Raw genomic sequence first — 20,504 nt, forward strand, 5'->3', positions numbered from 1 at the left:
AGAACAACACACGACAATCACTGCACAGATTCCCGGCGCGCCGAAAATCAGAACGCTCAAAAATAGTGGTTACGCGGCCATTTTCGGTTAATATTTTCTGAGTGTTGGGCGCGTATTTTAAGAAAATCTTGGCTCGGTTAAAAAAATCTAGCCAACGAAAGGGAAAAAATGGGAAATCTAGTGGGTTACGCCCATTTGATCAATGCGATGGGGCTGAAGGCTATCGGGGTAAAGACGCCCGCACTCGTTCAACCCGTCACCCGCATTGAGCGGATCAACGGCGCGCTTGCAGTGCCGCAAGCGGTTGCACCGGAGGCTGGGGATTTTCTCGCCCAGATCATCTTTGCGCTCAAACATGAGGGCGTCAATCTCTCTATTTTGGCTCAGGCTCTGCCTCACATTGAAGGTCAACTCCTTGTCGAGGCCATAACCCAATCCCCCTGCAGTGGCTATCTGCGCAAAGTCTGCTTCCTTTGGGAAGTCTACTCCGGCGCTTTACTGGACTACACGGACAAGCCTCGGGGCCCCGGCGTCCTCCTTTTTGATCCAGAGCGGTACATCACTGGCCCATCGGTGCGAAACAACCGCTGGCGCGTGGACTTCAATGGGCTGGGGACACTCCAATATTGCGCTACGGTAGAGCGCACGCCTGAGGTCCAAGCCCTGCTTGAATACGACATTCTAGGGCGCTCGAAAGAGTTCATTGCATCCTTGCCTAAGGAAATGATGGATCGCGCCATCAACTGGGCGTACCTGAGCGAGACAGATTCCTCATTTGCGATTGAAAAGGAATCACCAAGCCAGCAGAAGTCAGAGCGTTTCGTTCAGTTGCTGCGCCAGGCACATGACCGCCAGCCGCTTACCGAAGACTACTTGGTCTCTCTGCAAAACAATGCAATTTCCCAACCGATTGAATGGGCGGTGGCCTTCCGGCATGAACAAAACCACCTCACCAACTCCTTTCGAGGAGCGGCAGGGGTCACCTATATCCCCCCACCTCCAGACCTTTGCCGGGATCTGATGTTCGAACTCATGGCCTTCGCAAACCGCGCACCGTTAGAGCTTGACCCGCTGGTGGCCGCCGGCATTGCCTCATTCGGGTTCGTGTTCTTGCATCCCTTCATGGATGGGAATGGCCGACTGTCGCGCTTCTTGATACACCAGGCATTGTGCTGCAGCGGTGCGCTGGAGAACGGTTTGTTAATCCCTGTCTCCGTTGCCATGAAGCGAGAGGAGCAACGCTACCTTGAAGCTCTGCAGAGCTTCTCGAAACCTGCCCGGCAATTCTGGGACGTTCGTTGGATCGATGCCGACAACATGTCGCTTAACTTCACCGGCGACCCAAGCCTCTATCGCTACTGGGATGCGACTGAATGTGTGGCCTTCACGCTGGAAATGGCCAAGCGGGCATTGGAAATTGAACTGAGGGAAGAAACCGAGTATCTGCAACGATACGACACGTTGCTCAAGGTGGTTAATGACAACTACGACGTGCGCGGCAGCCTCTTGAGCAAGCTGATAATGCAGTGCTTAGACCAGAATGGAGTCGTATCAAAGGGCCGGCGGAAGCAATATAACGGGTATATCCAAGAGGAGGTTTTCGACTTCCTAGAAGGTCACGCCCAGGCCCTTTTGGCAGAAGCCTACGCAGAGCCCGACGACTAATAGTCTAGCGACCTAGGCGGTTGATTGACCGGTGGCAGATCCCCTGGGTGAAGCCATGGCCATCTCAGTCCCGCCATCTCCACTAGCTATTAGGCGGCCCAACCTTTCAAACTCCTCAGCTTTGAAAAGGCCCAAAGCGTGCGGTCGTTCACCCACGTGTCCGTCACTGGAATACCTCAAGTCTGTAACAGGCGCTGATCAAAGCAATCAGCAGTCTGCGACAGACTCCATTTATTCCCGACAGACTTTATTTCATAGCTCAAGCAGGCCAGGCAGGAGCTCTACTTTTTCAACAGAATCGGCAACAAGTGCGAGGTCAGCGAGATCGAATCGTTGCGCAAAGTGCACCGTGGACCATGACCGTTATCTGTTGAGTCAGTTGTTTTAAAGACTGTGGATGCCCCTCGTGAAACCAGAAAGCAACGCTGTAAAGCATGCCTAGCACTGCGTCAGTGCTTGAGCGAACATGCTGGTTTGGAAAGCTGCCTGAGCGGATCCCGGTAGCAATGATGTCGTAGAGGAGGCCCCGGTATCGTGATAGCAAGGTTTTAATCTCCACTTTATGTACGTCATCCAGGCTTCTCGATTCGAGGCCCATTAACTTGGCGCTGGCTTGTTCCCGGATCTGAAACTCCAGATGGTTACGCACGAAAATGCTTAGCTTGTCTTGAGGACTGGTACTTTTGCTTATTCGATAGACAACTGTTTGTACCAGGCCCTCAAGGTGCTCGTGGATTAAGTCAAACAACAGTGTCTGTTTGTTTTCGATGTGGTTATAGAGCGAACCGGCCTGCATTCCTACCCGACTGCCCAAGTGGCGCAGACTGACGTTCGCGTAGCCCTCGCTTACAAACATTGAAAGGGCTATATCTCTAACCTGTTGAGTGCGATTAAATCTCGCTGGTGGGCCCGAAGCCATCTGGACATGCGCGGGGTTCTGGGGCTGAAGCGGGCTGGTATTTGGCAATGGGATACATATCCATAAGGAGTTATACGTGAATATCATATATATGATTGTGCTCGAATTACAACGCCGCTCCTTTTTTGTTACGGATTCCAGTGGCTCTGCGCTATGACGGTCGGGGTGCCCCCTTTACAGGTCTATGCAAAAGGCTTGAACAGTGCGTTTCCAATCGTCGCGCGATGATACTTACAGCGACGATTGCGTACTTCTTTCGAGGGGGCTTCCACTCGACTGCAGCGTAGAAGGTCTGCTGATTGGCGGCCTGTTCCGACGGGTTGGTTTTCGATGCTCATACCCGCTTGTTTGGCGCGTTGGGTGTGGGGGGCGTCGTTAGCATCTGCGGCGTAACCGTCCGGGCAACACACCTTCCTGATGCCATCGCTTAAGGCGATGGTGTCCACCTAAGTGGACACCTTTTTTAGCCTTTTTAAGCAGACGCCCATGCCACAAGAACGTCGTTCCTATTCCAAGTCCTTCAAGGCCCAAGTCATTGCCGAATATGCGGCGCCTGACACCTCGATTGCCAATGTCGCTTTGACCCACAACCTCAACGCCAACCTAGTCCATAAATGGATTCGGTTGCATGCGCAGAAAACTCTGGCGCTGTAAACCGTATGCGTCCGGGCATCACGCCTTGCGTAATTAAACCGGCTGCCACTTATGCGGAAGCAACTGCTCGATTTCACTCGCCCGCTGTGTCGGCAAGCGCGTGAGAACATCCTTTAGATAGGCATACGGGTCATGACCATTCAGCCGCGCAGACTGGATCAAGCTCATGATCGCCGCCGCCCGTTTTCCGCTGCGTAGCGAGCCGGCGAAGAGCCAGCTCTTGCGTCCAAGAGCCCATGGTCGGATCTGGTTCTCCGCCCAGTTATTATCAATGGGTACGGCCCCGTCATCGAGGTAGCGCGACAGCGCCGCCCAGCGTTTCAGGCTGTAATCGAGTGCTCTGCTGATGGCCGAGCCTTCGGGCACAAGATCACGCTGGGCGATCATCCAGGCATGCAGCCTATCCATCACCGGTACGGCTTTTTCTTGGTTCTTCACGGATTACCGGGAAAGACACTCTTGATCTTCATGAAAAAGAATTCGCTAACCGATTTGCACGCAAGGCTCCACAGTGGAGCCTATCGGGCAACGCCATCGCGGCGGGTCTACATTCCCAAAGCCGATGGCAGGCAACGCCCGTTGGGCATTGCCTCTCTGGAGGACAAGATCGTACAGCAGGCAGTCGTTACCGTTCTGAATGTGATCTATGAAGAGGACTTTCTGGGATTCTCGTACGGGTTTCGGCCGGGACGCAGCCAGCATGATGCGTTGGATGCGTTGACGGTCGCGCTGAAGGGCCAGAAGGTGAACTGGATAGTGGATGCGGATATCACGTCGTTCTTTGATGAGATCGACCATGAATGGATGCTGATGTTTGTGGAACACCGGATTGCAGACTGGCGCCTGCTCGGGCTTATCTGCAAATGGCTCCAAGCGGGTGTTATGGAGGATGGCAGTAGGGTGGTTATGACCAAGGGGACTTCCCAAGGCGCAGTGATATCGCCATTGTTGGCGAATATCTATCTTCACTACGTGCTGGATCTGTGGGCAAGGCAGTGGCGCCAGCGGCATGCCCGTGGCGATGTGATTGTTGTGCGATACGCGGACGACAACGTGGTGGGTTTCAGGACGCAGTGGCAGGCTCAGCAGTTTCTGGTGCAGTTGCAGGAGCGCTTGGCCAGGTTCGGTTTATCCCTCAACGCCTCGAAGACACGGCTGATTGAGTTTGGTCGTTTTGCTGCGAGGAATCGTAGGAAGCGAGGGTTAGGTAAACCGGAAATGTTTGACTTCCTGGGCTTCACGCACTGTTGCAGTACCAACAGAAGCGGTGGTTTTCAAATACTGCGACTGACGGTCAAGAAGCGAATGCGTACGACGCTGCTGGCTATTCGGGATGAGCTGAAGCGCCGACGTCATGAGCCCATCCGGGCTCAAGGGCAGTGGCTTAATTGGGTGGTCAGGGGCTACTTCAATTACGACGCGGTGCCGGGAAACCTGATATGTCTTGGTGGTTTTCGTTCAGCGGTCTGCCGTCTATGGCGGCAAGCCCTCAAACGGCACAGCCAGCGTAATAGGCTTCAATGGTCACGCTACGGACGCCTTTGCCGACCTCTACATACCTAGACCTAGGAATGCACATCCTTACCCTGAGGATCGCTTCGCGTCACATACCTGAGGCAGGAGCCGTATGCGGTAGTTCCGCACGTACGGATCTGTGCGGGGGGCGGCAGGTAACTGCCATCCCTACCGCGACCTCTGCGGCAAAATGTAGATCGCTATATACATGGTAGACAGCCGGGCGCATTTGGCTGGATGCCCAAATTTCATATTCCACACCCCTCGAATGCCCACCGCCTTTGGTGGCTACGTCGAGCGCTTCGTAACCAATCCACACGGCGTGTTTGCTGATCATGAGTGGCATATTATGCGTCCGTCACATTGGCCGCCGTAACGTAGGTTCGCACCATGCTTTACTCTTTGGATTTTTGATCAAGGTATGGAACGATAATTGGTTTCAGCGTAACTACCCTCGTCTCAGTAACGATCCCAGCGGGTGAATATGCCGATTTACTCAAATTGGGGCTTGAATCCGTCGATTGCTTATATTAAAAATCATACATATGATTGTGCGCTTGGACGTGCAGGCTAAAAATGTCAATTGACAAGGGGTATACCATGGACCAGCGAGTCAACATGATTATGGTAGGCGTCACCGATATCGCAATATTACGGGAGTTTTACGAACATGGGCTAGGATGGGTGCCTTTGGGACAAACGCCATCGGCTACATCTGTTATGTACAAGATAGGGCAATCTGTCTTAGTACTAATGCCAGCGGAGTACCTTTTTGCCGAAAGCGGTATAACTGCCGCTAATGCGCCCAAATCGGTGTGGGCGACATTTGTCTCGTCGAAGAGCGAAGTGGACACCCAATTTGCAAAAGCTATTAAGGCCGGGGCCACAGTGACTAGCGCTGTCCGCGAACGTGACGGAGGTTTATATTCCGGATATTTCGCGGATCCTGAAGGCAATGGTTGGGAGCTTGTTTGGAGCCCTCATTTGCAAATTGACACTGAGGGCGCGTTTGTCTTGAATTAAACCCAAGGCCGACAGTTGCCGCTGACCGAAAACTGACCCATTAAAGGCTGTTCTGCCGACTGAAAACTGACCCAGTAAAGGCTGTCAGTTTTCAATCAGCGCCGACAGACAGGTATCATTAATGAAATATTTCGTCTCATCAGCCCTAAATAAAAATCGGTCTAACTTTGATGCCCGTCCTTGATGTGTGGTGCTTTTGGTTCGATTTACCATACAGTCAATTTCAAGTCTCTTCGAAATGGAAATCGACTGTCCGGAATCGAAAACTTGCCATGCTCTTATTTGGCCCTCTGGAGCAGACATTCTTTGCATCACATTCCCGAGGCGGGAGCCGCATGCGGTAGTTCTCCGCACGTACGGATCTACGCGGAGGGCGGCAGGTAACTGCCGTACCTACTGCGATCCGATCAAGCGCGGACGACGGCAGAATGCATTGGCCTCTTGCCAGCCGCTCGGAGCAGGACCAATCGGACCGTGCTGGCCGGTACCCGATTCAATGAGTACCTGTTTACATGCCAGGAAGGAAATGTGCTGTCGTCTTAGACGATTGCCATTGCGCAGAGTAGCCAACTAGGCAATGCATGCCCACAGCATCAACAACTTACGAGGCCAATGAGATCGAATCGGTGCACAGATGCCAAATTGACCATAATCGCTTTTTTGTTGAGTCAGTTGTTTTGAAGGCTGTGGCTGCCCTTTGTGAAACCTGAGCGAAACGCTGCAAAGCATGCCTAGCACTGCGTCAGTGCTGGAGGGCGCGTCCTGGTTTGGAGTGCTGCCCTAGAGGATCCGCGCGGTAATGATGTCGCTGAGGATTCTTCGATATCGTGATAGCAAGACTTTAACCTCGACTTTATATAACTTTGCGACTCGAGCCTCATCAACTTAGAGTTGGCTTTTTGCTGGATCTGAAATTCCAGATGGATACGCACGAAAATTTCAGCTTATCTTGGAGGCTTGTGCATTTACTTATCAGATGACCAACTGTTTCTACCAAGCTCTCCAATTGCTCGCGAATAAAGTCGAATAGCAGCGCCTGTTCGCTTTCGAAGCGGTATCGGGATCGGGCGAACCTACCTGGACTCCTAGCCGGATGAAAAAGTGGCGCAAACTAACGTTTGCGTAGCCTTCGTTTACAAACATGGAAAGGGCTACATCGCTAACCTCTCGAGCGCAGTTAGATTTCGCTGATGGAGACAACTCCAGGTCGTGAGTAGTGTGGTTGGGCCGAAACACATTGGTATTTGCCGTTAGCATTCTCTGCATCAGGCACATACGAACTATCATCTATATGGAAATGCCTTGAGTTTTTGAGCGAGCGCGGCGAACCTCCGCTGCTGAGGATGTTGGCTGCCAAAATCACGTAAGATTTCTTGGTCATAAACTCACGATTTGGCCGCGGATGCGCGACATCAAAATGGCAAAGTTGGAGGGCACCGTATTCTTCATTAGGATGATGCATTCGATTAGCAGAAATTTTGGATGCTTCAGGTGCCCGGATTCAGCAGCCTTTTAGCGTGGATACAATCGATCGTACGGCCCAGCTGGTATTGAATTGATTGAGCTTGGAGCCGAAGCCGGACACTCTCTGGGTTGACCAACCAAAACCCTGCTATTGCACAGGTAAACGTTGCTATCCCAAAGCCAGAAATAGTCAATTCAAATCCCGCGGAAACGTTATTTCCATTCCAAGCAATAAGTTGGCCTACAAGGAATGGAACGAGCACGCCTGCCGATGTCTGTAGTGCGTTGTGAATGGCGAGTACCGAGGCACGTTGGTGAACCGGGGTGAAGTGTGAGGTTATGGTCATGCTGAAGCTGGGAAGTACGCTGATTAGAGCTGTTCCAGTGAACATCAATGACAATATAACCAGGTGCTTATTACTAGAAATGCCGATGAGCGAAAATAGAAACCCGCCGATCGCGCAGCACGCAAGTGGTGGAACAATCATCGTCCAGAAAAGGCTTCCACCGCGCTTTAAAGCCCTTTGAGCAAGACTAGAAACCGTCAATACAGTAATCATGGCTAACACCGTCACAGCCAACATGAAATAGCCAGATTGTAGCGTGCTCAAATTCATTCCGTTTTTTAGGTAAACGATTGTCCAACTGACTCCCAACGCACTGGGTACATAGCAAAAAAAAGCTAGCAACGTGATGCAAATGAAAGTGGGATTGAACAGAAGTGCCTTATGGGAAATCTCATGCTCGACCTCACTCGTAACATCCTCCGCATCAATTTTTTGATTTCCTTCACGCCCAAGCTTCATCCAGAGTATAATCCAGATGATACCAATGAGAGCCAGACTTAAAGAAGTAATGCGCCATCCTAAGTACTGAATGGCATAGGGAAGCGTAAGCGCCCCAAGTATTCCACCGAACATGATCGAACTATAAATAAGCGAAGAAGGCAGCATCCGCTCTTTCGGCGGGAACCACTTGAAGGATGCATGCTGCGTGACCGCAGTCGCTGGTCCCGTACCGATGCCAAGTAAGAGTCGACTACATACCAATGTTAAAAGTCCGTGGCTAAACGCCGCCAGCATTTGCGCGGAAATCCAAACTAGTGACATACCCACTAATATCCGGCGTGTTGCTATTCTGTTGGCGAGAAACCCGACCAGAACACCGGATAGTGAGTATAGAAAGAAGAACGAGCTACCTACAAAACCAAACTGTTCGGGCGTTAGCTTCAACTCCTCGATGATCTGTACGCCAGCGAATGCAAAAATTAATTTATCAAAGGTGCTAATAATTGTGACGGTCAAGAGCAAAGCCATAACTACGTTTCGATTTCTGGTGATTTCAGGCATGGTTTAATCTCATAATCAGGTCGTTAGCGGAAACCGAAAATGACTTGGTTCAAACGAGGTAGGTTTGAACTAACTTGGCCCAATAGCTGGCACCATAGGGTATCGCCAAATCATTAAAGTCATACCCTGGATTATGCAAGGAACATCCTGTAGGGCCACTATTTCCATTGCCTAGCCCAACATAGCAACCAGGGAGACGGTCAAGCATCCACGCGAAGTCTTCGCTGCCCAAGCCTCCATTGCTACCGGGAGAGACAATGTTATGCGGCCCAACTAAGCCACTGATTACCTGTTTGGCCAAGGTTGTTTCTGCCTCGCTGTTGAAGAGTGTTGAAACCAAAGGCCGGAAATCGTATTCGACTTGCATGTCGTGGGCTAAGGCGACGCCGCGGACAACCTCTCCGATGCGCTTTTCTAGCAATAGACGTACCTCGGGGGAGGTTGAACGAACGCTCAATTTCAAAGTTGCATCGGCAGGTATGACATTCGGAGCGTGGCCGGCTGAAACCATACCGACAGTAAGGACCGCCGTATCCCTTGCCGGTACATTGCGCGCGACAATTGTTTGCAAGGCTAGAATGGTTTCAGCGGCAGCGACCACCGGATCTTTGGTAAGGTGCGGCATCGCCCCATGCCCACCTTGTCCAATTAAACGAATCGTCACCTCATCGGCAGATGCACCCATGGTGCCAGCTGCTGCTACAAAATAACCAATAGGTAGTCCGGGGGCGTTGTGCAAGGCATAAACAGCATCGCATGGAAAGCGCTCGAATAGCCCATCGTTCATCATCCTTAAAGCGCCCACCAGTGTCTCCTCAGCGGGCTGGAAAATAAGATTCAGGGTGCCGTTGAAGCACTTACTTTCTGCTAAATATTTGGCTGCGCAAAGTAATATCGCAGTGTGGCCATCATGGCCGCAAGCATGCATTTTTCCAGCATGTGTGCTCTGGTGCAGTAGGCTATTGTTTTCCTCAATAGGCAGTGCGTCCATGTCCGCACGCAGTCCAATAGTGCGTGCTCCATCGCCTAGCTTGAGCACGCCAACCACACCCGTTCCCCCAATGCCCTCGTGGATGTCATATCCCCATTGGCGTAAGTAACCGGCGATTAGTTTACTGGTTCCGATTTCTTCGAAGCCCAATTCCGGGTGCTGATGTATATGGTGGCGGATCTGAATGAACTCTGCATGCAGGGCTTCGATTTCGGGGACGAGATTGGGTGACGAAGTCATTAGTTTTTATCCTTATGGACCATTCGATGACTTCCAGCATGACAAAATATTTCTGATAGGAATAATGGTCTATAGGCATACCCATACCTTTTTTAGTAGTCTTCAGGGTCCCGAGCTAACGAGAAATTGCAGAGCGCGTGCCGTGGAACTCATAAATTATGTCTTCGGCCAGCATGCTGGCCTCTCGTGTCAAAGCTGCCGCTTCTCGACTGATGAGAGAGATAGCGAAGCTAGGCACCTGTTCAGCAACCTTCACCACATCAAGCTTTTCAGCAAGATTGCTTAGCGTCAGGTGACGCATCGACCAGAAGCTGACAGCGTCTGTGGTTGCAGCTAGCTCTAGGTATATGACGAGTGAAGAGCAAACCATGACGTTGTCTGGTGGCGCTAGCTTGGTTTGATGGAATAGATTGCTAACAGGAGAATCTTTGAATTCGTCTGGGAGTACCCACGGCAACTCCCGCAACTCTAAAAGCGTGTTAAGACTACTGTAAGGATGGCCTTTGCGCACTGCCAGAGCGCCAGGCTGTTGATATAGCTCTAAAGCGCGAAATCCTTCCAATTGACCAGTTCCTCCGTGAGAAGTGATGACCAAATCCAAACGTCCTTCTCGGAGACCTTCGATAAGTTTCGCGGGACGCAGTTCTTCGATGCGTATTGTGACTTTTGGGTTGCGCGCATTAAATTTTGTCAAACATTGGACGAAGCGAGAACTGGGCGTGACGGGAGATACGCCAATTGTCACATGCCCCCCCATGGATCCTTTAAGTGTATTAATTTCATCCTTGGCTCTCCGCGCTTCTTCGAGAATCAATCGTGCTCGGATTAGTAAATGCTCACCATAAATCGTCAAGGTTATACCTCTGTTGGAACGCACCAGGAGATTCACCCCAAGTTCGGACTCCAGTTCTTTGATGCTTCGAGACAAGGAGGGTTGAGATATGTGGAGCATCCTTGATGCCTCTTGAATACTTCCACTTTCGCAGATTACTAACAGCGCGCGGAGTTGGTGATGTTTCATGGCGGCTCCAATGTATTTTTGCGGCGCTTCGCAAAGCGCTCGTTGAATTCAAAACGGACCAAGTGCTGCCTAGGTGGCAGCGTTCAGCGTCTCAGTGTGAGACGAGCGCGTAGAATAACTTTTTTAGGACGAATGGAGGAGTCCTGCATAGCCAAAGGTTGATACCTTTCGGCAGCGTAATTCCATCAAGCCCCGTTATCCCGGGGCTGGTCGGTATGGTGGCGGTTGATAATTTAAGGAACGCCTAGGAAGGAGGCCACTATTAAGTTAAGTTTTTCGACGATCAGATATGCAATCCAGATGGCATGGTTGCTGATTGTGCAGTGGCATATTTCGAGTTCGTGACATTAGCCTCCGTGACGCATGTCTGGCTTGCTTTGCATCTCGTTTCTTTGATTTAAAGTACGGACGATGACTGTCGTCAACGGGGTCGCTCTTTTTTCAGTACGCGGGTATACGCGGGGTACTCAAATTCAGGGAAAGGTGGCTCGAAGTCACTGGTCGTTATCTGTGTAATGATCCATGAGATATTGGCGTCTTCGTTTGCGCGCCGCAATGTCAATCCAGAGGGCACTAGGCATCGGTGAATCTACATTATCATAGTTCACATGAACGATATAAAGTACTGCGTAATTTTACGAGCGGAGCAAGGGTGATCCCTTTGGGTAAGCGGCGTCGGCTACACTTTTATGTATAAGTTCAGTCGAGGTGGCCATTGACCGTATTTGCAAATATGGATGCCCCCCTTCGACGTGAAAATTTCGCCTACTTCGCTTGCATGCTGAGGGGCCAGCGAGACTAATCCTGTCCGATAACGTGATAGCGGTTTATAATCATGTATGTTACGGATCCTCGGGCAATGGTTGAAAGCCTGCGAGGAGCACCATATGCTGATTTACGCCTTTGTTTTAGCTGGGCGGAGGCAGAAAGGCTGTAAATTAATGAGAAAATTAAATCAAATTCGCAAGCGATAGGTTATGTTGTGCTGTATAGCTATGCTTAGATTCAGCCCCAGGTCCAAATAGACATTCCGAGCATCGCTGTATCTCGAGCGTGAATGTTTGCAGCCTGTCAGATGGGTCCAATCATTGCGAAGCAGTTCGGATATTTTTTAGATCAATCTGGGCAAAACGAGTGCCTGGCGGATGCCCCCCATGCTCACTTACGTTAAAACTCTGCTGGTGGCGTTGAGCTCTACTGCCAACACATTCAATAGTGAGTTGCTTGTTGAAGGTCGCGTATGCAGGACCGGATACGGTAATTCTAATTTCCCATATCGAGTAAACGCATGTCTCTTGAACAGGTGACAAAAGCGCCTACCCATAACTTGCAGGGCCAGGCAATAGGACGTAAAGGTCAGCTCACAAGGTTACGGCTCATCGAAACTGTTGCTGAGTTGCTAAAGCACCGACCCCTTCCAGAAATTCGTGTGCTGGATATATGCCGCGAGGCGAGTACGGCACCCGGTACCTTTTATCTTTATTTTAAGGATGTCCAGGATCTCGTATTCGAATCCATTCGCTTAAACCAGGAGATACCAGCCGAGCTGGATGCATTACTGAGAGACGAGTGGCCAAGTGATCAAGCCCTTCATTATTCGCGGTTGTTTGTATCCGGGTACGTCAAATATTGGGAAGAGCGCTACCACCTCCTGCACATTCGCAATTTGACAGCCGACCAGGGCGATGAGCGAATGATAGAATTGCGCCACAGCTGCTTAGTCCCAATATTGGAGTGCCTGGCGGAAAAAATAGGGAGGGGATGCCAGTCCAGAAATTCGCCCTTGAATCCTCTAGCGGGCGCAGCAGTCATCATGGGCAGCCTAGAGCGCCTTGCCGCAATCTTCAGGGTTCATGTAGCGCCACGTAGCGATTTGAGTACGCAGGACCTAATTAACGCGGAAGCGTGGGTCCTGGCACGCATGCTGGGAGAAGGTAGCTAGTCGGCGAGTTAATGACCTATATCATTTGAGTCTTTGCTACTATTGAGGATGCGCAAAACGCGCGGCTTTTTTACGACCCCTCAACCGACCCGATATGGACGTGCAATTTTCTATGAATCAACATACTGCCACGACCAAGCAACCTCTTCACATTCCCAAAGCTCCCGAGATCGTCGCCACACGCATCAAAAAGAGAATCATCTCCGGTGAGCTGAAGGCGGGCGATATGTTGCCTGCTGAAAGCAAGCTAATGGAAGAGTTCGGTATTTCGCGGCCGACGTTACGTGAGGCTTATCGGATCCTAGAGGCCGAGCGACTGGTGAGCGTGGCCCGTGGGGCGAAAGGCGGAGCCGTGGTCCACGCGCCGGATCCTGGTCTAATTTCGAACTATGCACTCATGGTATTGCAGACCGAAGGTACTACCGTAGCCGAGGTATATCAGGCGCGCATGGCGTTCGAGCCGGCAGCCGTACGACTCGTGGCCAAGAACGCTCGCAAAATAGCCCCTGCACCCTTGAGAGCTGCGATTGAGGCTGAGCGTAAGGTAATGGCCGATGCGTCGGCATTTGGGCAGGCTGTGTCTAATTTTCACCAGGTTCTGGTGGAGCTGTCAGGAAACCGTCCATTAATCTATCTTTGGCAGGCGATTCATTCGGTAGTGGAACAACATCAAGCTATGGTGGTTGCGGTTTATCGGCGTAACCAGCCTCGGGAAGAGGCAATCGCCTTTGCAGCATTGGGGATTAAATCGCAGGAAAAGCTCCTCAAACTCATTGAGGCTGGTAATGAGGAAGAGGCTGAAGTGCATTGGCGCAAGCATATGCAGGCAGCTTATAAGGTCTGGGTTGTCGGCTACGAAGACATGAAGATCTCCGATATTACTCGCGATTGATCAGTGAAAACTGGTTTGCCATGACGGCGAATAAGTTGGAGTGCTGCTGACCAGATTTTCGATACGGCATTTCTGAACGTCGTTGGTTGCTATGTATTTGCTATGGTCCGAGCAAGCAGCGCCTACGAGAATTAGAGACATCGTTATCACACGAATGATCATAATTACACCCTATGATTTATTGTTGTGGGAGTAAAATCAGATTAATCATTTGTATGATTAAGGTCAATGATAAAAGTGCACCGCTGGTCGGGTTGGCGTGTCGCAACATTCCCATTGGCGCCTGCTACTCATATTGCAATCAGCTCTCTACGGTCATCTGTTCATTCGGCCTTAGCGCCGGTGCGACTGGTTCTGTTGGAATTGGCCCGCTCCGGGGTAGTAACCAAGCCGCAATGAATGCAGCGGTGCTTGCGCAAAGGAGGAATACGAAGGCCATGGTGTATGCGGATGACGAAGGGTACGCGGCATTGGAAGACTCGCCTGCAGTCACCGTTGAGTAAGCAAGTGCTGCCGCAATGATTTGACTTCCGATCGCAGTAAAGGTGCTACGGGTGGTTTGGGCCAAGCCCAGCGCCTCGCTCGTCCGTAACAGTGGAGCAGCTTCGACGATTTGATTGCTCACCGCACCGTAAAGGACGACCATCCCAAAACTTTGCATACAGACTGTGCCAAGTAGCACACCGAATGAATTCATCTCAAGAAGGGGTGGGATCCAGCCGAGTGCGAGTGTGCCTGCTCCTAAAAGAATCGCTTGCCTGCTACCCCATCGCTCTGCAATTCGCCCTCCGAGTGGCCCAGCAATAAATCCCATAAGCGTTCCAGGTTGCTTTAGCATGCCCGCGGCCGTTGCACTGAGGCCGAGGCCGACTCCGGTCAGAACCGGCTGTTGAGCGAGGCTGAGAATAACCTGGGGATAGAGCATTGGACCTATCGCCGCTGACGCAAAAACAAGATTTGCCAGGCATATCCTACGATCGGCGAAGAGCCTGATATCGATAAGCGGATTCCGGTGTCGCCATTCATGCCGGGCCCAGAAGATAAGTAGCAGCAATCCTGCGATGAACGTTGTCAGTACCTGCCATTGGATCCAGCCTCCCCGCCCAAGCGTGAGTGCCAGCATCAAGCTACTGATAGCGGGCACGAAGAGAATCCCCCCCCATATATCCAAACGTCTACTGTCAGGTGCGGGTTTAGAGCGCGGGACCACTAGCGAGACGGTGGCTGCTCCAGCGATCGCGATAGCGAAGCTACATAAAAACAAGCCATGCCATTCGACGTGATCCAGCAAGTAGCCCGCTAAGAGAAAGGCTAAGCCGGCACTCACTCCGACTACTCCGCCCATAATGCCAATGTTGAATGAGAGTTTGCTGGGAGGGAGGTTTTCTCGCATCAAACCAAGGCAGAGGGGGAGTACAGCCCCCGTGGCACCTTGAAGCGTACGCCCGGCGATCACGCCTGTCAGTGTTTCAGAAAGGGCACTTAATAGCGAACCGCTGGCCGCAATCAGCAGAACCAGGATCAGCAATCTACGCCGGCCATATATGTCTCCGAGCCTGGAAAAAAGTGCTGCGGTGCCTGCTGATACAACGAAAAACGCGGTGATAGTCCAGCTTGCACCGATCGGATTGGCAAAATGTATCGACAGCGCCGGCAAGGCTACAAAAGCCATGCTGGCTTCGAATGTGCTGCTGATTTCAGCCAGAATCAATGCTGCCATGAGGGCCCATACGGGCACGGTAGATCGCGTCGAAGTCATCAGTGATTCCCGTCTTTTTATTGGATATCGGATGCTGTTGGCAGGAAAAGCCTTTCAATATAGTACAATCATTTATATGATTAGCAAGCCATCGATTTTCAGCTCGCCTGGTCCTTGAATTCGCTTGTCAGCAGCTTTGAGACTCCATCCTAAATGCAGCTGACGATCGAACGATAGAGCGGTTGTTTTTACATACTCAGGAATCCGATATGTCGCAGAAAACAGACTTTGATCCGGTGTTGCCTCTCTCAGGAATGCGAGTCATTGAGCTGAGCAATGGCAAGACGGATATGGCCGGCAGGCTGCTAGCGGATCTGGGGGCTGAAGTGCTTCTAATAGAGCCCCCCGAGGGCTCTGCGGTGCGACGCCTGCCTTCGATGCATCAGGATCAAAGTTTGTACTTTGCGACGCATCACGCTAACAAGCACAGCGTGGTAATTGACCTGACGACAGCCGCAGGGATCGAGCGGTTCCTGTCTCTGATCGAGACGTGTGACCTGCTCATAGACAGTTCACGGCCAAGTGTTTTGGATAAGTTGGATGGGGGGGGTGAGACCCTTAAGCAACGCAGGCCAGAGATGGCAATGTTATCAATCACTGATTTTGGTCTGACAGGTCCCTATAGGAACTATAGCGCCAGTCAAATCGTGCATACCGCAATGGCAGGCGTTCTTTCTCGATCCGGTATGCCGGGTTTGACACCGTTGATGCCGCCTGGGTCATTGGCCTGGGAGGCAGCAGCCATTCAGGCAGCTTTCGCTGGCATGCTGGCTTATTGGCAAAGACTGCAAAATGGTCGAGGTGATCATCTCGATTTTTCGATTCATGAAGCTGTTGCTCAAACCATCGATCCTGGGCTGGGCGCCACGGGTAGCGCAAATGGCGGTAAATCAGCGCTCGACACTACCCCGGCTGGACGTCCGCAGCCTATGCCTCTATACCCGATCATCCCTTGTCTGGATGGCCATGTACGTCTGTGCGTGCTTAATCCCCGTCAATGGAGTGCAATGAGTGACTGGCTGGGTGCGGAGCATCCATATCGTGATCCGGCTTTCGCCCAAATTGGGCAGCGCATGACTGAGGTGGCGGGAATCAATGCCGAGATAGGCCGACTGTTCGTCGGCTATTCCAAGCAAGAATTGGTATTGGAAGGGCAGAAAAGGGGGGTTCCTATCGCTGCGTTGCTAACACCCGGTGAGGTTCTCCACGATGAGCACTTCCAGGCAAGAAAGGCATTCATGCCACTGGAAGTTTCCCCGGGTATTACTGGTCAAGTGCCATCTGGTTATTTAGAAATAGATGGCGTCAGGATGGGCATTCGACGGGCAGCACCAACGTTAGGTCAGTCGGATGGATTTTCGGCTGCGTGGTTTAACCCAAGGGTAACCGCAGTCGACATTCCAGATAATCGAATTCGGCCACTCGCAGGTGTGCGCGTACTCGATCTAGGCGTCATAGTCGCCGGTGCTGAAGCAGGGCGGCTGCTTGCAGACCAGGGTGCAGATGTCATCAAAGTCGAGAACAATGCTTTTCCAGATGGCGGGCGCCAATCGATGTCAGGTGACCTTATGACTCCCTCTGTAGCGCTGGGCCACCGAAACAAGCGCAGCATTGGCATCAACCTGCGCCAGGAAAAAGGACTCGAGCTGTTCAAGAGATTGGTAGCGCAGTCAGACGTTATTCTGTCCAACTTCAAACCTGGCACCTTGGCATCTTTAGGATTGGGAACAGATGTTCTATTAGCGCTCAACCCCAGGCTCGTAATGATGGATAGCAGCGCGCTGGGTAATACCGGTCCACGCAGTCGCAGCATGGGCTATGGCCCATTGGTTCGAGCAGCTGCGGGCCTGACTTCAGTATGGCGGTACCCTGATATCGAAGGATCATTCAGTGATGGTGTTACCGTTTATCCGGACCATGTTGCGGGAAGGATTGCTGCACTTGGCGTCTTGGCGTTGCTGATCAGGCGAGAGCGCACTGGTCACGGTGGCTGCGTTAGCATTTCACAAGCGGAAATATTCCTGAACGGTAACGCCGAGCATTTCCTGCGCGAATCGCTTCAGCCAGGGAGTTTCATTGCTCGAGGCAATCAATCCGATGACCGAGTTCCGGAGGGTGTGTATCCCTGTGCTGGTGACGATCAATGGTGCGCCATTTCGATAGAAACCGATGAGCAGTTCAAATCCTTGCTGAATGTCATAGGACGGCCGGATCTTTTGAAAGACCCGGAGCTTTCCAACCTGAAGGGGCGTCGACTCAGGCGTTCGGAGCTAGACGAATTGGTGACCTCGTTTAGCCGCAACCATGCCCCTCACGAGCTAACAAAGCGGCTACAAGAGGTACAGGTGCCCGCGGGATTCATGCAGCGGCTGACTGAGTATCGTGACGATCCACAATTCCAGTCCCGTGACTTCATTCGAACCCTCTGCCACGAGGGACTGCCTCTACCGTTGCCGGCTGAAAATCGCATCGTGAATTCTTTACATATGTTGGATCCAGAACTGCGTCCGGCCCCTTATGTATCCGAACATAGCCGCGAGATTGCGATTGAGTTGCTGAAACTGAGTGACTTACAAATAGATGAGCTGCTCGCATCAGGTGACTTGGAAGTATCACGGGCGCCGACGAAACACTCCTGAGAATAAAAGGATAAAATGATGAGTGCTATTGACCCGAATACGCCGATTCTTGTTGGTGCCGGTCAAGTTGTCGATCGCTTGGGGGATCCAGCTTACCGTCAACTCTCGCCTACCGATCTTGCAGCAGAGGCTGCGACATTGGCACTGCTGGATTCCGGCTCGGATGTCGCTCTAGCTTCCCAGGTGGACGCTATATTTGCTGTGCGAACTGTTGCCGACTCTGTTCCCGCCATGATGCGTGCTCAGCGGGCTCCTTTCGGTACACCCGATAACGTTCCCGCGGCGATCGCTGCGCGCATCGGTGCTGACGCTCGAACCCTGGTCTACTCACCGGCATGCGGTGATGAGCCGCAGAAACTGGTCAGTGAATTATGCGAGCGTCTCTATGCGGGTGAGCTGCGTATGGCGCTTGTGTGCGGCGCAGAGGCGGAGTCCACACAAAGAGCAGTGCAAGCAGCAGGAAACAAGCTGGACTGGAGCGAAGCCTGTGAGGTGAAATGCGACAATCGTCGAGGCACCAGCATCCTGCGAACTCGCCATATGGGCGAGCATGGCCTGACCATGCCCACTAACATTTATCCTTTGCTTGAGCACGCCCGACGTGCGCGATTAGGCGAATCGAGAGAATCTTACAGTGCGCAAATGGGGCAGCTACTCAGCGGGTTTTCGGACGTTGCGTCACGTAATCCATTTGCCGCCAGTAGGAAAGCTCAAAGCGCCAGCTCCATTACCGAGGTCACCGAAAGTAATAGACTGATCGCCGATCCGCACACTCGAGCAATGGTGGCACGTGACCAGGTAAACCTTGGCGCGGCCCTGTTGCTGACGACTGTGGGTACAGCGCAAACATTGGGCATCGACCAAAGCCGCTGGGTTTTTCTGCATGGTTACAGCTCTGCCGACGAGCGGCCGGTGCTGGAGCGGGAGGATCTAGGCGCCTCTGCAGCAATGGCAGGCTGCTATCGCCAAGCACTTGAAACCGCAGGTGTCGAGCTTGAGGATGTCCGCTATTTTGATCTCTACAGCTGCTTCCCAATTGCAGTCTTCGCCGCATTGGATACGCTTGGCCTGCACGCTGACGATCCACGCGGTCTGACATTGACCGGAGGATTGCCGTTCTTCGGCGGGCCGGGCAACAATTACTCGATGCACGCGCTCGCCGAAATGGTTGTGCGTCTTCGCGCCGACCCTGGCACTTACGCCATGGTTGGCGCAAATGGCGGTTTCATGAGCACCCATGCAGTGGGGGTGTATTCGACCCGCTACAAGCCTTTCCAGTTATGTGACAGTTCCTCTTTGCAGGACCGTATCAATACTTTGCCAGCACCGGCATTCACGACTCGTCCATCTGGATGGGGGCGTGTCGAAACCTATACGGTTACTCATGACAAGCAAGGGCCTCGCTCAGTCATTGTCGTTGGACGTTTGGAGTCTAGCGGAGAACGTTTCATTGCGACTTCGATAGAGAATGACGCCAACACTTTGGCATCGTTTGTCGACGCTGACGGCTTGGGCCAGCGAATCTTTGTTCGTTGGCATCAGGGTATCAACCGCTTTGCATCGGACTTGCGCGTGTTTGAAGCTTTGATTCCTCGTCCAGGCAAACAGTTGCTCGATCATTACGAGCATGTGTCAGTGGAGCGTCGGGACCATGTACTGGAAGTGCTCATCAATCGCCCGGAAGTGAACAACGCGCTCATTCCCGAAGCCAATGACGAGCTAGCACAAATATTCGATGCATTCGAGGCCGATGAGTCTTTGTGGATCGCAATAATTAGCGGCGCCGGGACTAAGGCTTTCTGCACAGGTAACGACCTGAAAGCCACGGCGAGCGGTCGCAGAATCTGGGCGCCTCTCACAGGATTTGCGGGGCTTACGGCCCGGCCAGGTCGGGTCAAGCCCGTCATTTGCGCAGTGAATGGTTATGCGATGGGAGGAGGCTTCGAAATCGCCCTGGCGTGTGACCTGATAGTTGCTGATGAGTCTGCGCAGTTTGCCTTGAGCGAGGTACGCGTCGGACTTATCGCTGGGGCAGGTGGTTTGCAGCGTCTGACTCGTCAGATTCCTTATAAACAAGCCATGGATATGATCCTCACTGGGCGACGAGTGCGCGCTGCTGAAGGTTTCTCTCTGGGCTTCATCAATCGAGTCGTTCCAGCAGGAGCTGCGCTGGACGGTGCCCGGTTACTTGCTGAGCAATTGCTGGAAGGTTCGCCAACTTCAATTCGCTTCACTAAGGAATTGCTCAATGATCAATCCCGTTACGCGAGTGAGGAGGATTCTGTCCGCCAGGCATACGCTGCCACCGACAAGTTGGTAGCAAGCGATGACTTTATCGAAGGCATTACTGCCTTCGCTCAAAAGCGCACGCCGCAGTGGAAAAATCGCTGAGGGTCCTTACCACCCAGGAGCAGCTGGTGGGCTGCCCTGG

Annotated in this window: 13 protein-coding genes and 1 pseudogene; 8 read left to right on the forward strand and 6 right to left on the reverse strand. The window is 52.2% G+C overall.

What is annotated here, in order from left to right:
* Positions 1-168: 168 nt before the first annotated feature.
* Positions 169-1,665, forward strand: coding sequence for a Fic family protein (locus J1D76_RS13025; RefSeq protein WP_421138699.1), 1,497 nt, complete (start codon positions 169-171; stop codon positions 1,663-1,665).
* 316 nt (positions 1,666-1,981) lie between these two features.
* Here the strand turns inward: J1D76_RS13025 and J1D76_RS13030 are convergent, their stop codons facing one another.
* Positions 1,982-2,521 carry a TetR/AcrR family transcriptional regulator C-terminal domain-containing protein gene (locus J1D76_RS13030; protein ID WP_421138700.1) on the reverse strand — a complete coding sequence of 180 codons (540 nt, stop codon included), beginning with the start codon at positions 2,519-2,521 and terminating at the stop codon, positions 1,982-1,984.
* A gap of 549 nt (positions 2,522-3,070) precedes the next feature.
* Here J1D76_RS13030 and J1D76_RS13035 point away from each other — a divergent pair.
* Positions 3,071-3,238 carry a transposase gene (locus tag J1D76_RS13035; protein ID WP_421138701.1) on the forward strand — a complete coding sequence of 56 codons (168 nt, stop codon included), beginning with the start codon at positions 3,071-3,073 and terminating at the stop codon, positions 3,236-3,238.
* A gap of 33 nt (positions 3,239-3,271) precedes the next feature.
* Here J1D76_RS13035 and J1D76_RS13040 read toward each other — a convergent pair.
* Positions 3,272-3,667, reverse strand: a pseudogene (locus tag J1D76_RS13040) (IS66 family transposase); the annotation flags it as partial.
* Positions 3,668-3,706: 39 nt separating this feature from the next.
* On the opposite strand from J1D76_RS13040, the gene ltrA reads away from it, so the two are divergent.
* Entirely contained in the window at positions 3,707-4,801 is a 1,095-nt protein-coding gene (gene ltrA / locus J1D76_RS13045; protein ID WP_421138833.1) for a group II intron reverse transcriptase/maturase, read from the forward strand.
* Positions 4,802-5,353: 552 nt separating this feature from the next.
* Positions 5,354-5,776: a VOC family protein gene (locus tag J1D76_RS13050; protein WP_421138702.1), complete on the forward strand. Its 423-nt coding sequence runs from the start codon at positions 5,354-5,356 to the stop codon at positions 5,774-5,776.
* Between the two features lie 1,487 nt (positions 5,777-7,263).
* Here the strand turns inward: J1D76_RS13050 and J1D76_RS13055 are convergent.
* From J1D76_RS13055 to J1D76_RS13065, 3 genes are all read right to left on the reverse strand, one after another.
* A complete protein-coding gene (locus J1D76_RS13055; protein WP_421138703.1) occupies positions 7,264-8,589 on the reverse strand; it encodes an MFS transporter in 1,326 nt (441 codons plus the stop codon).
* Positions 8,590-8,638: 49 nt separating this feature from the next.
* Complete coding sequence (locus J1D76_RS13060; protein WP_421138704.1) at positions 8,639-9,820, reverse strand: M20 aminoacylase family protein; 1,182 nt, start codon at positions 9,818-9,820, stop codon at positions 8,639-8,641.
* A gap of 115 nt (positions 9,821-9,935) precedes the next feature.
* Positions 9,936-10,841 (reverse strand): LysR substrate-binding domain-containing protein, encoded by a 906-nt coding sequence (locus J1D76_RS13065; protein ID WP_421138705.1) that lies wholly within the window; start codon positions 10,839-10,841, stop codon positions 9,936-9,938.
* Positions 10,842-12,129: 1,288 nt separating this feature from the next.
* Between J1D76_RS13065 and J1D76_RS13070 the strand changes: the two genes are divergently transcribed.
* Entirely contained in the window at positions 12,130-12,783 is a 654-nt protein-coding gene (locus tag J1D76_RS13070) for a TetR/AcrR family transcriptional regulator (protein WP_421138706.1), read from the forward strand.
* A gap of 94 nt (positions 12,784-12,877) precedes the next feature.
* Complete coding sequence (locus tag J1D76_RS13075; protein WP_421138707.1) at positions 12,878-13,675, forward strand: FadR/GntR family transcriptional regulator; 798 nt, start codon at positions 12,878-12,880, stop codon at positions 13,673-13,675.
* A gap of 301 nt (positions 13,676-13,976) precedes the next feature.
* On the opposite strand, the gene J1D76_RS13080 is transcribed toward J1D76_RS13075, so the two are convergent.
* Entirely contained in the window at positions 13,977-15,395 is a 1,419-nt protein-coding gene (locus J1D76_RS13080) for an MFS transporter (RefSeq protein WP_421138708.1), read from the reverse strand.
* A gap of 248 nt (positions 15,396-15,643) precedes the next feature.
* On the opposite strand from J1D76_RS13080, the gene J1D76_RS13085 reads away from it, so the two are divergent.
* Entirely contained in the window at positions 15,644-18,073 is a 2,430-nt protein-coding gene (locus J1D76_RS13085; protein WP_421138709.1) for a CaiB/BaiF CoA transferase family protein, read from the forward strand.
* Positions 18,074-18,091: 18 nt separating this feature from the next.
* The gene (locus J1D76_RS13090) at positions 18,092-20,464 is read left to right on the forward strand and encodes an enoyl-CoA hydratase-related protein (protein ID WP_421138710.1); all 2,373 of its coding nucleotides are present in this window, start codon (positions 18,092-18,094) and stop codon (positions 20,462-20,464) included.
* Positions 20,465-20,504 lie beyond the last annotated feature (40 nt).

The organism is Pseudomonas sp. NFX15, from assembly GCF_049132105.1.
Classification (GTDB): Bacteria; Pseudomonadota; Gammaproteobacteria; order Pseudomonadales; family Pseudomonadaceae; genus Aquipseudomonas.

Coding starts and splice junctions, on each gene's coding strand:
- J1D76_RS13025 (WP_421138699.1), top strand. CDS start 169: ATGGGAAATCTAGTGGGTTACGCCCATTTGATCAATGCGATGGGGCTG.
- J1D76_RS13030 (WP_421138700.1), bottom strand. CDS start 2,521: ATGTTTGTAAGCGAGGGCTACGCGAACGTCAGTCTGCGCCACTTGGGC.
- J1D76_RS13035 (WP_421138701.1), top strand. CDS start 3,071: ATGCCACAAGAACGTCGTTCCTATTCCAAGTCCTTCAAGGCCCAAGTC.
- ltrA (WP_421138833.1), top strand. CDS start 3,707: ATGAAAAAGAATTCGCTAACCGATTTGCACGCAAGGCTCCACAGTGGA.
- J1D76_RS13050 (WP_421138702.1), top strand. CDS start 5,354: ATGGACCAGCGAGTCAACATGATTATGGTAGGCGTCACCGATATCGCA.
- J1D76_RS13055 (WP_421138703.1), bottom strand. CDS start 8,589: ATGCCTGAAATCACCAGAAATCGAAACGTAGTTATGGCTTTGCTCTTG.
- J1D76_RS13060 (WP_421138704.1), bottom strand. CDS start 9,820: ATGACTTCGTCACCCAATCTCGTCCCCGAAATCGAAGCCCTGCATGCA.
- J1D76_RS13065 (WP_421138705.1), bottom strand. CDS start 10,841: ATGAAACATCACCAACTCCGCGCGCTGTTAGTAATCTGCGAAAGTGGA.
- J1D76_RS13070 (WP_421138706.1), top strand. CDS start 12,130: ATGTCTCTTGAACAGGTGACAAAAGCGCCTACCCATAACTTGCAGGGC.
- J1D76_RS13075 (WP_421138707.1), top strand. CDS start 12,878: ATGGACGTGCAATTTTCTATGAATCAACATACTGCCACGACCAAGCAA.
- J1D76_RS13080 (WP_421138708.1), bottom strand. CDS start 15,395: ATGGCAGCATTGATTCTGGCTGAAATCAGCAGCACATTCGAAGCCAGC.
- J1D76_RS13085 (WP_421138709.1), top strand. CDS start 15,644: ATGTCGCAGAAAACAGACTTTGATCCGGTGTTGCCTCTCTCAGGAATG.
- J1D76_RS13090 (WP_421138710.1), top strand. CDS start 18,092: ATGAGTGCTATTGACCCGAATACGCCGATTCTTGTTGGTGCCGGTCAA.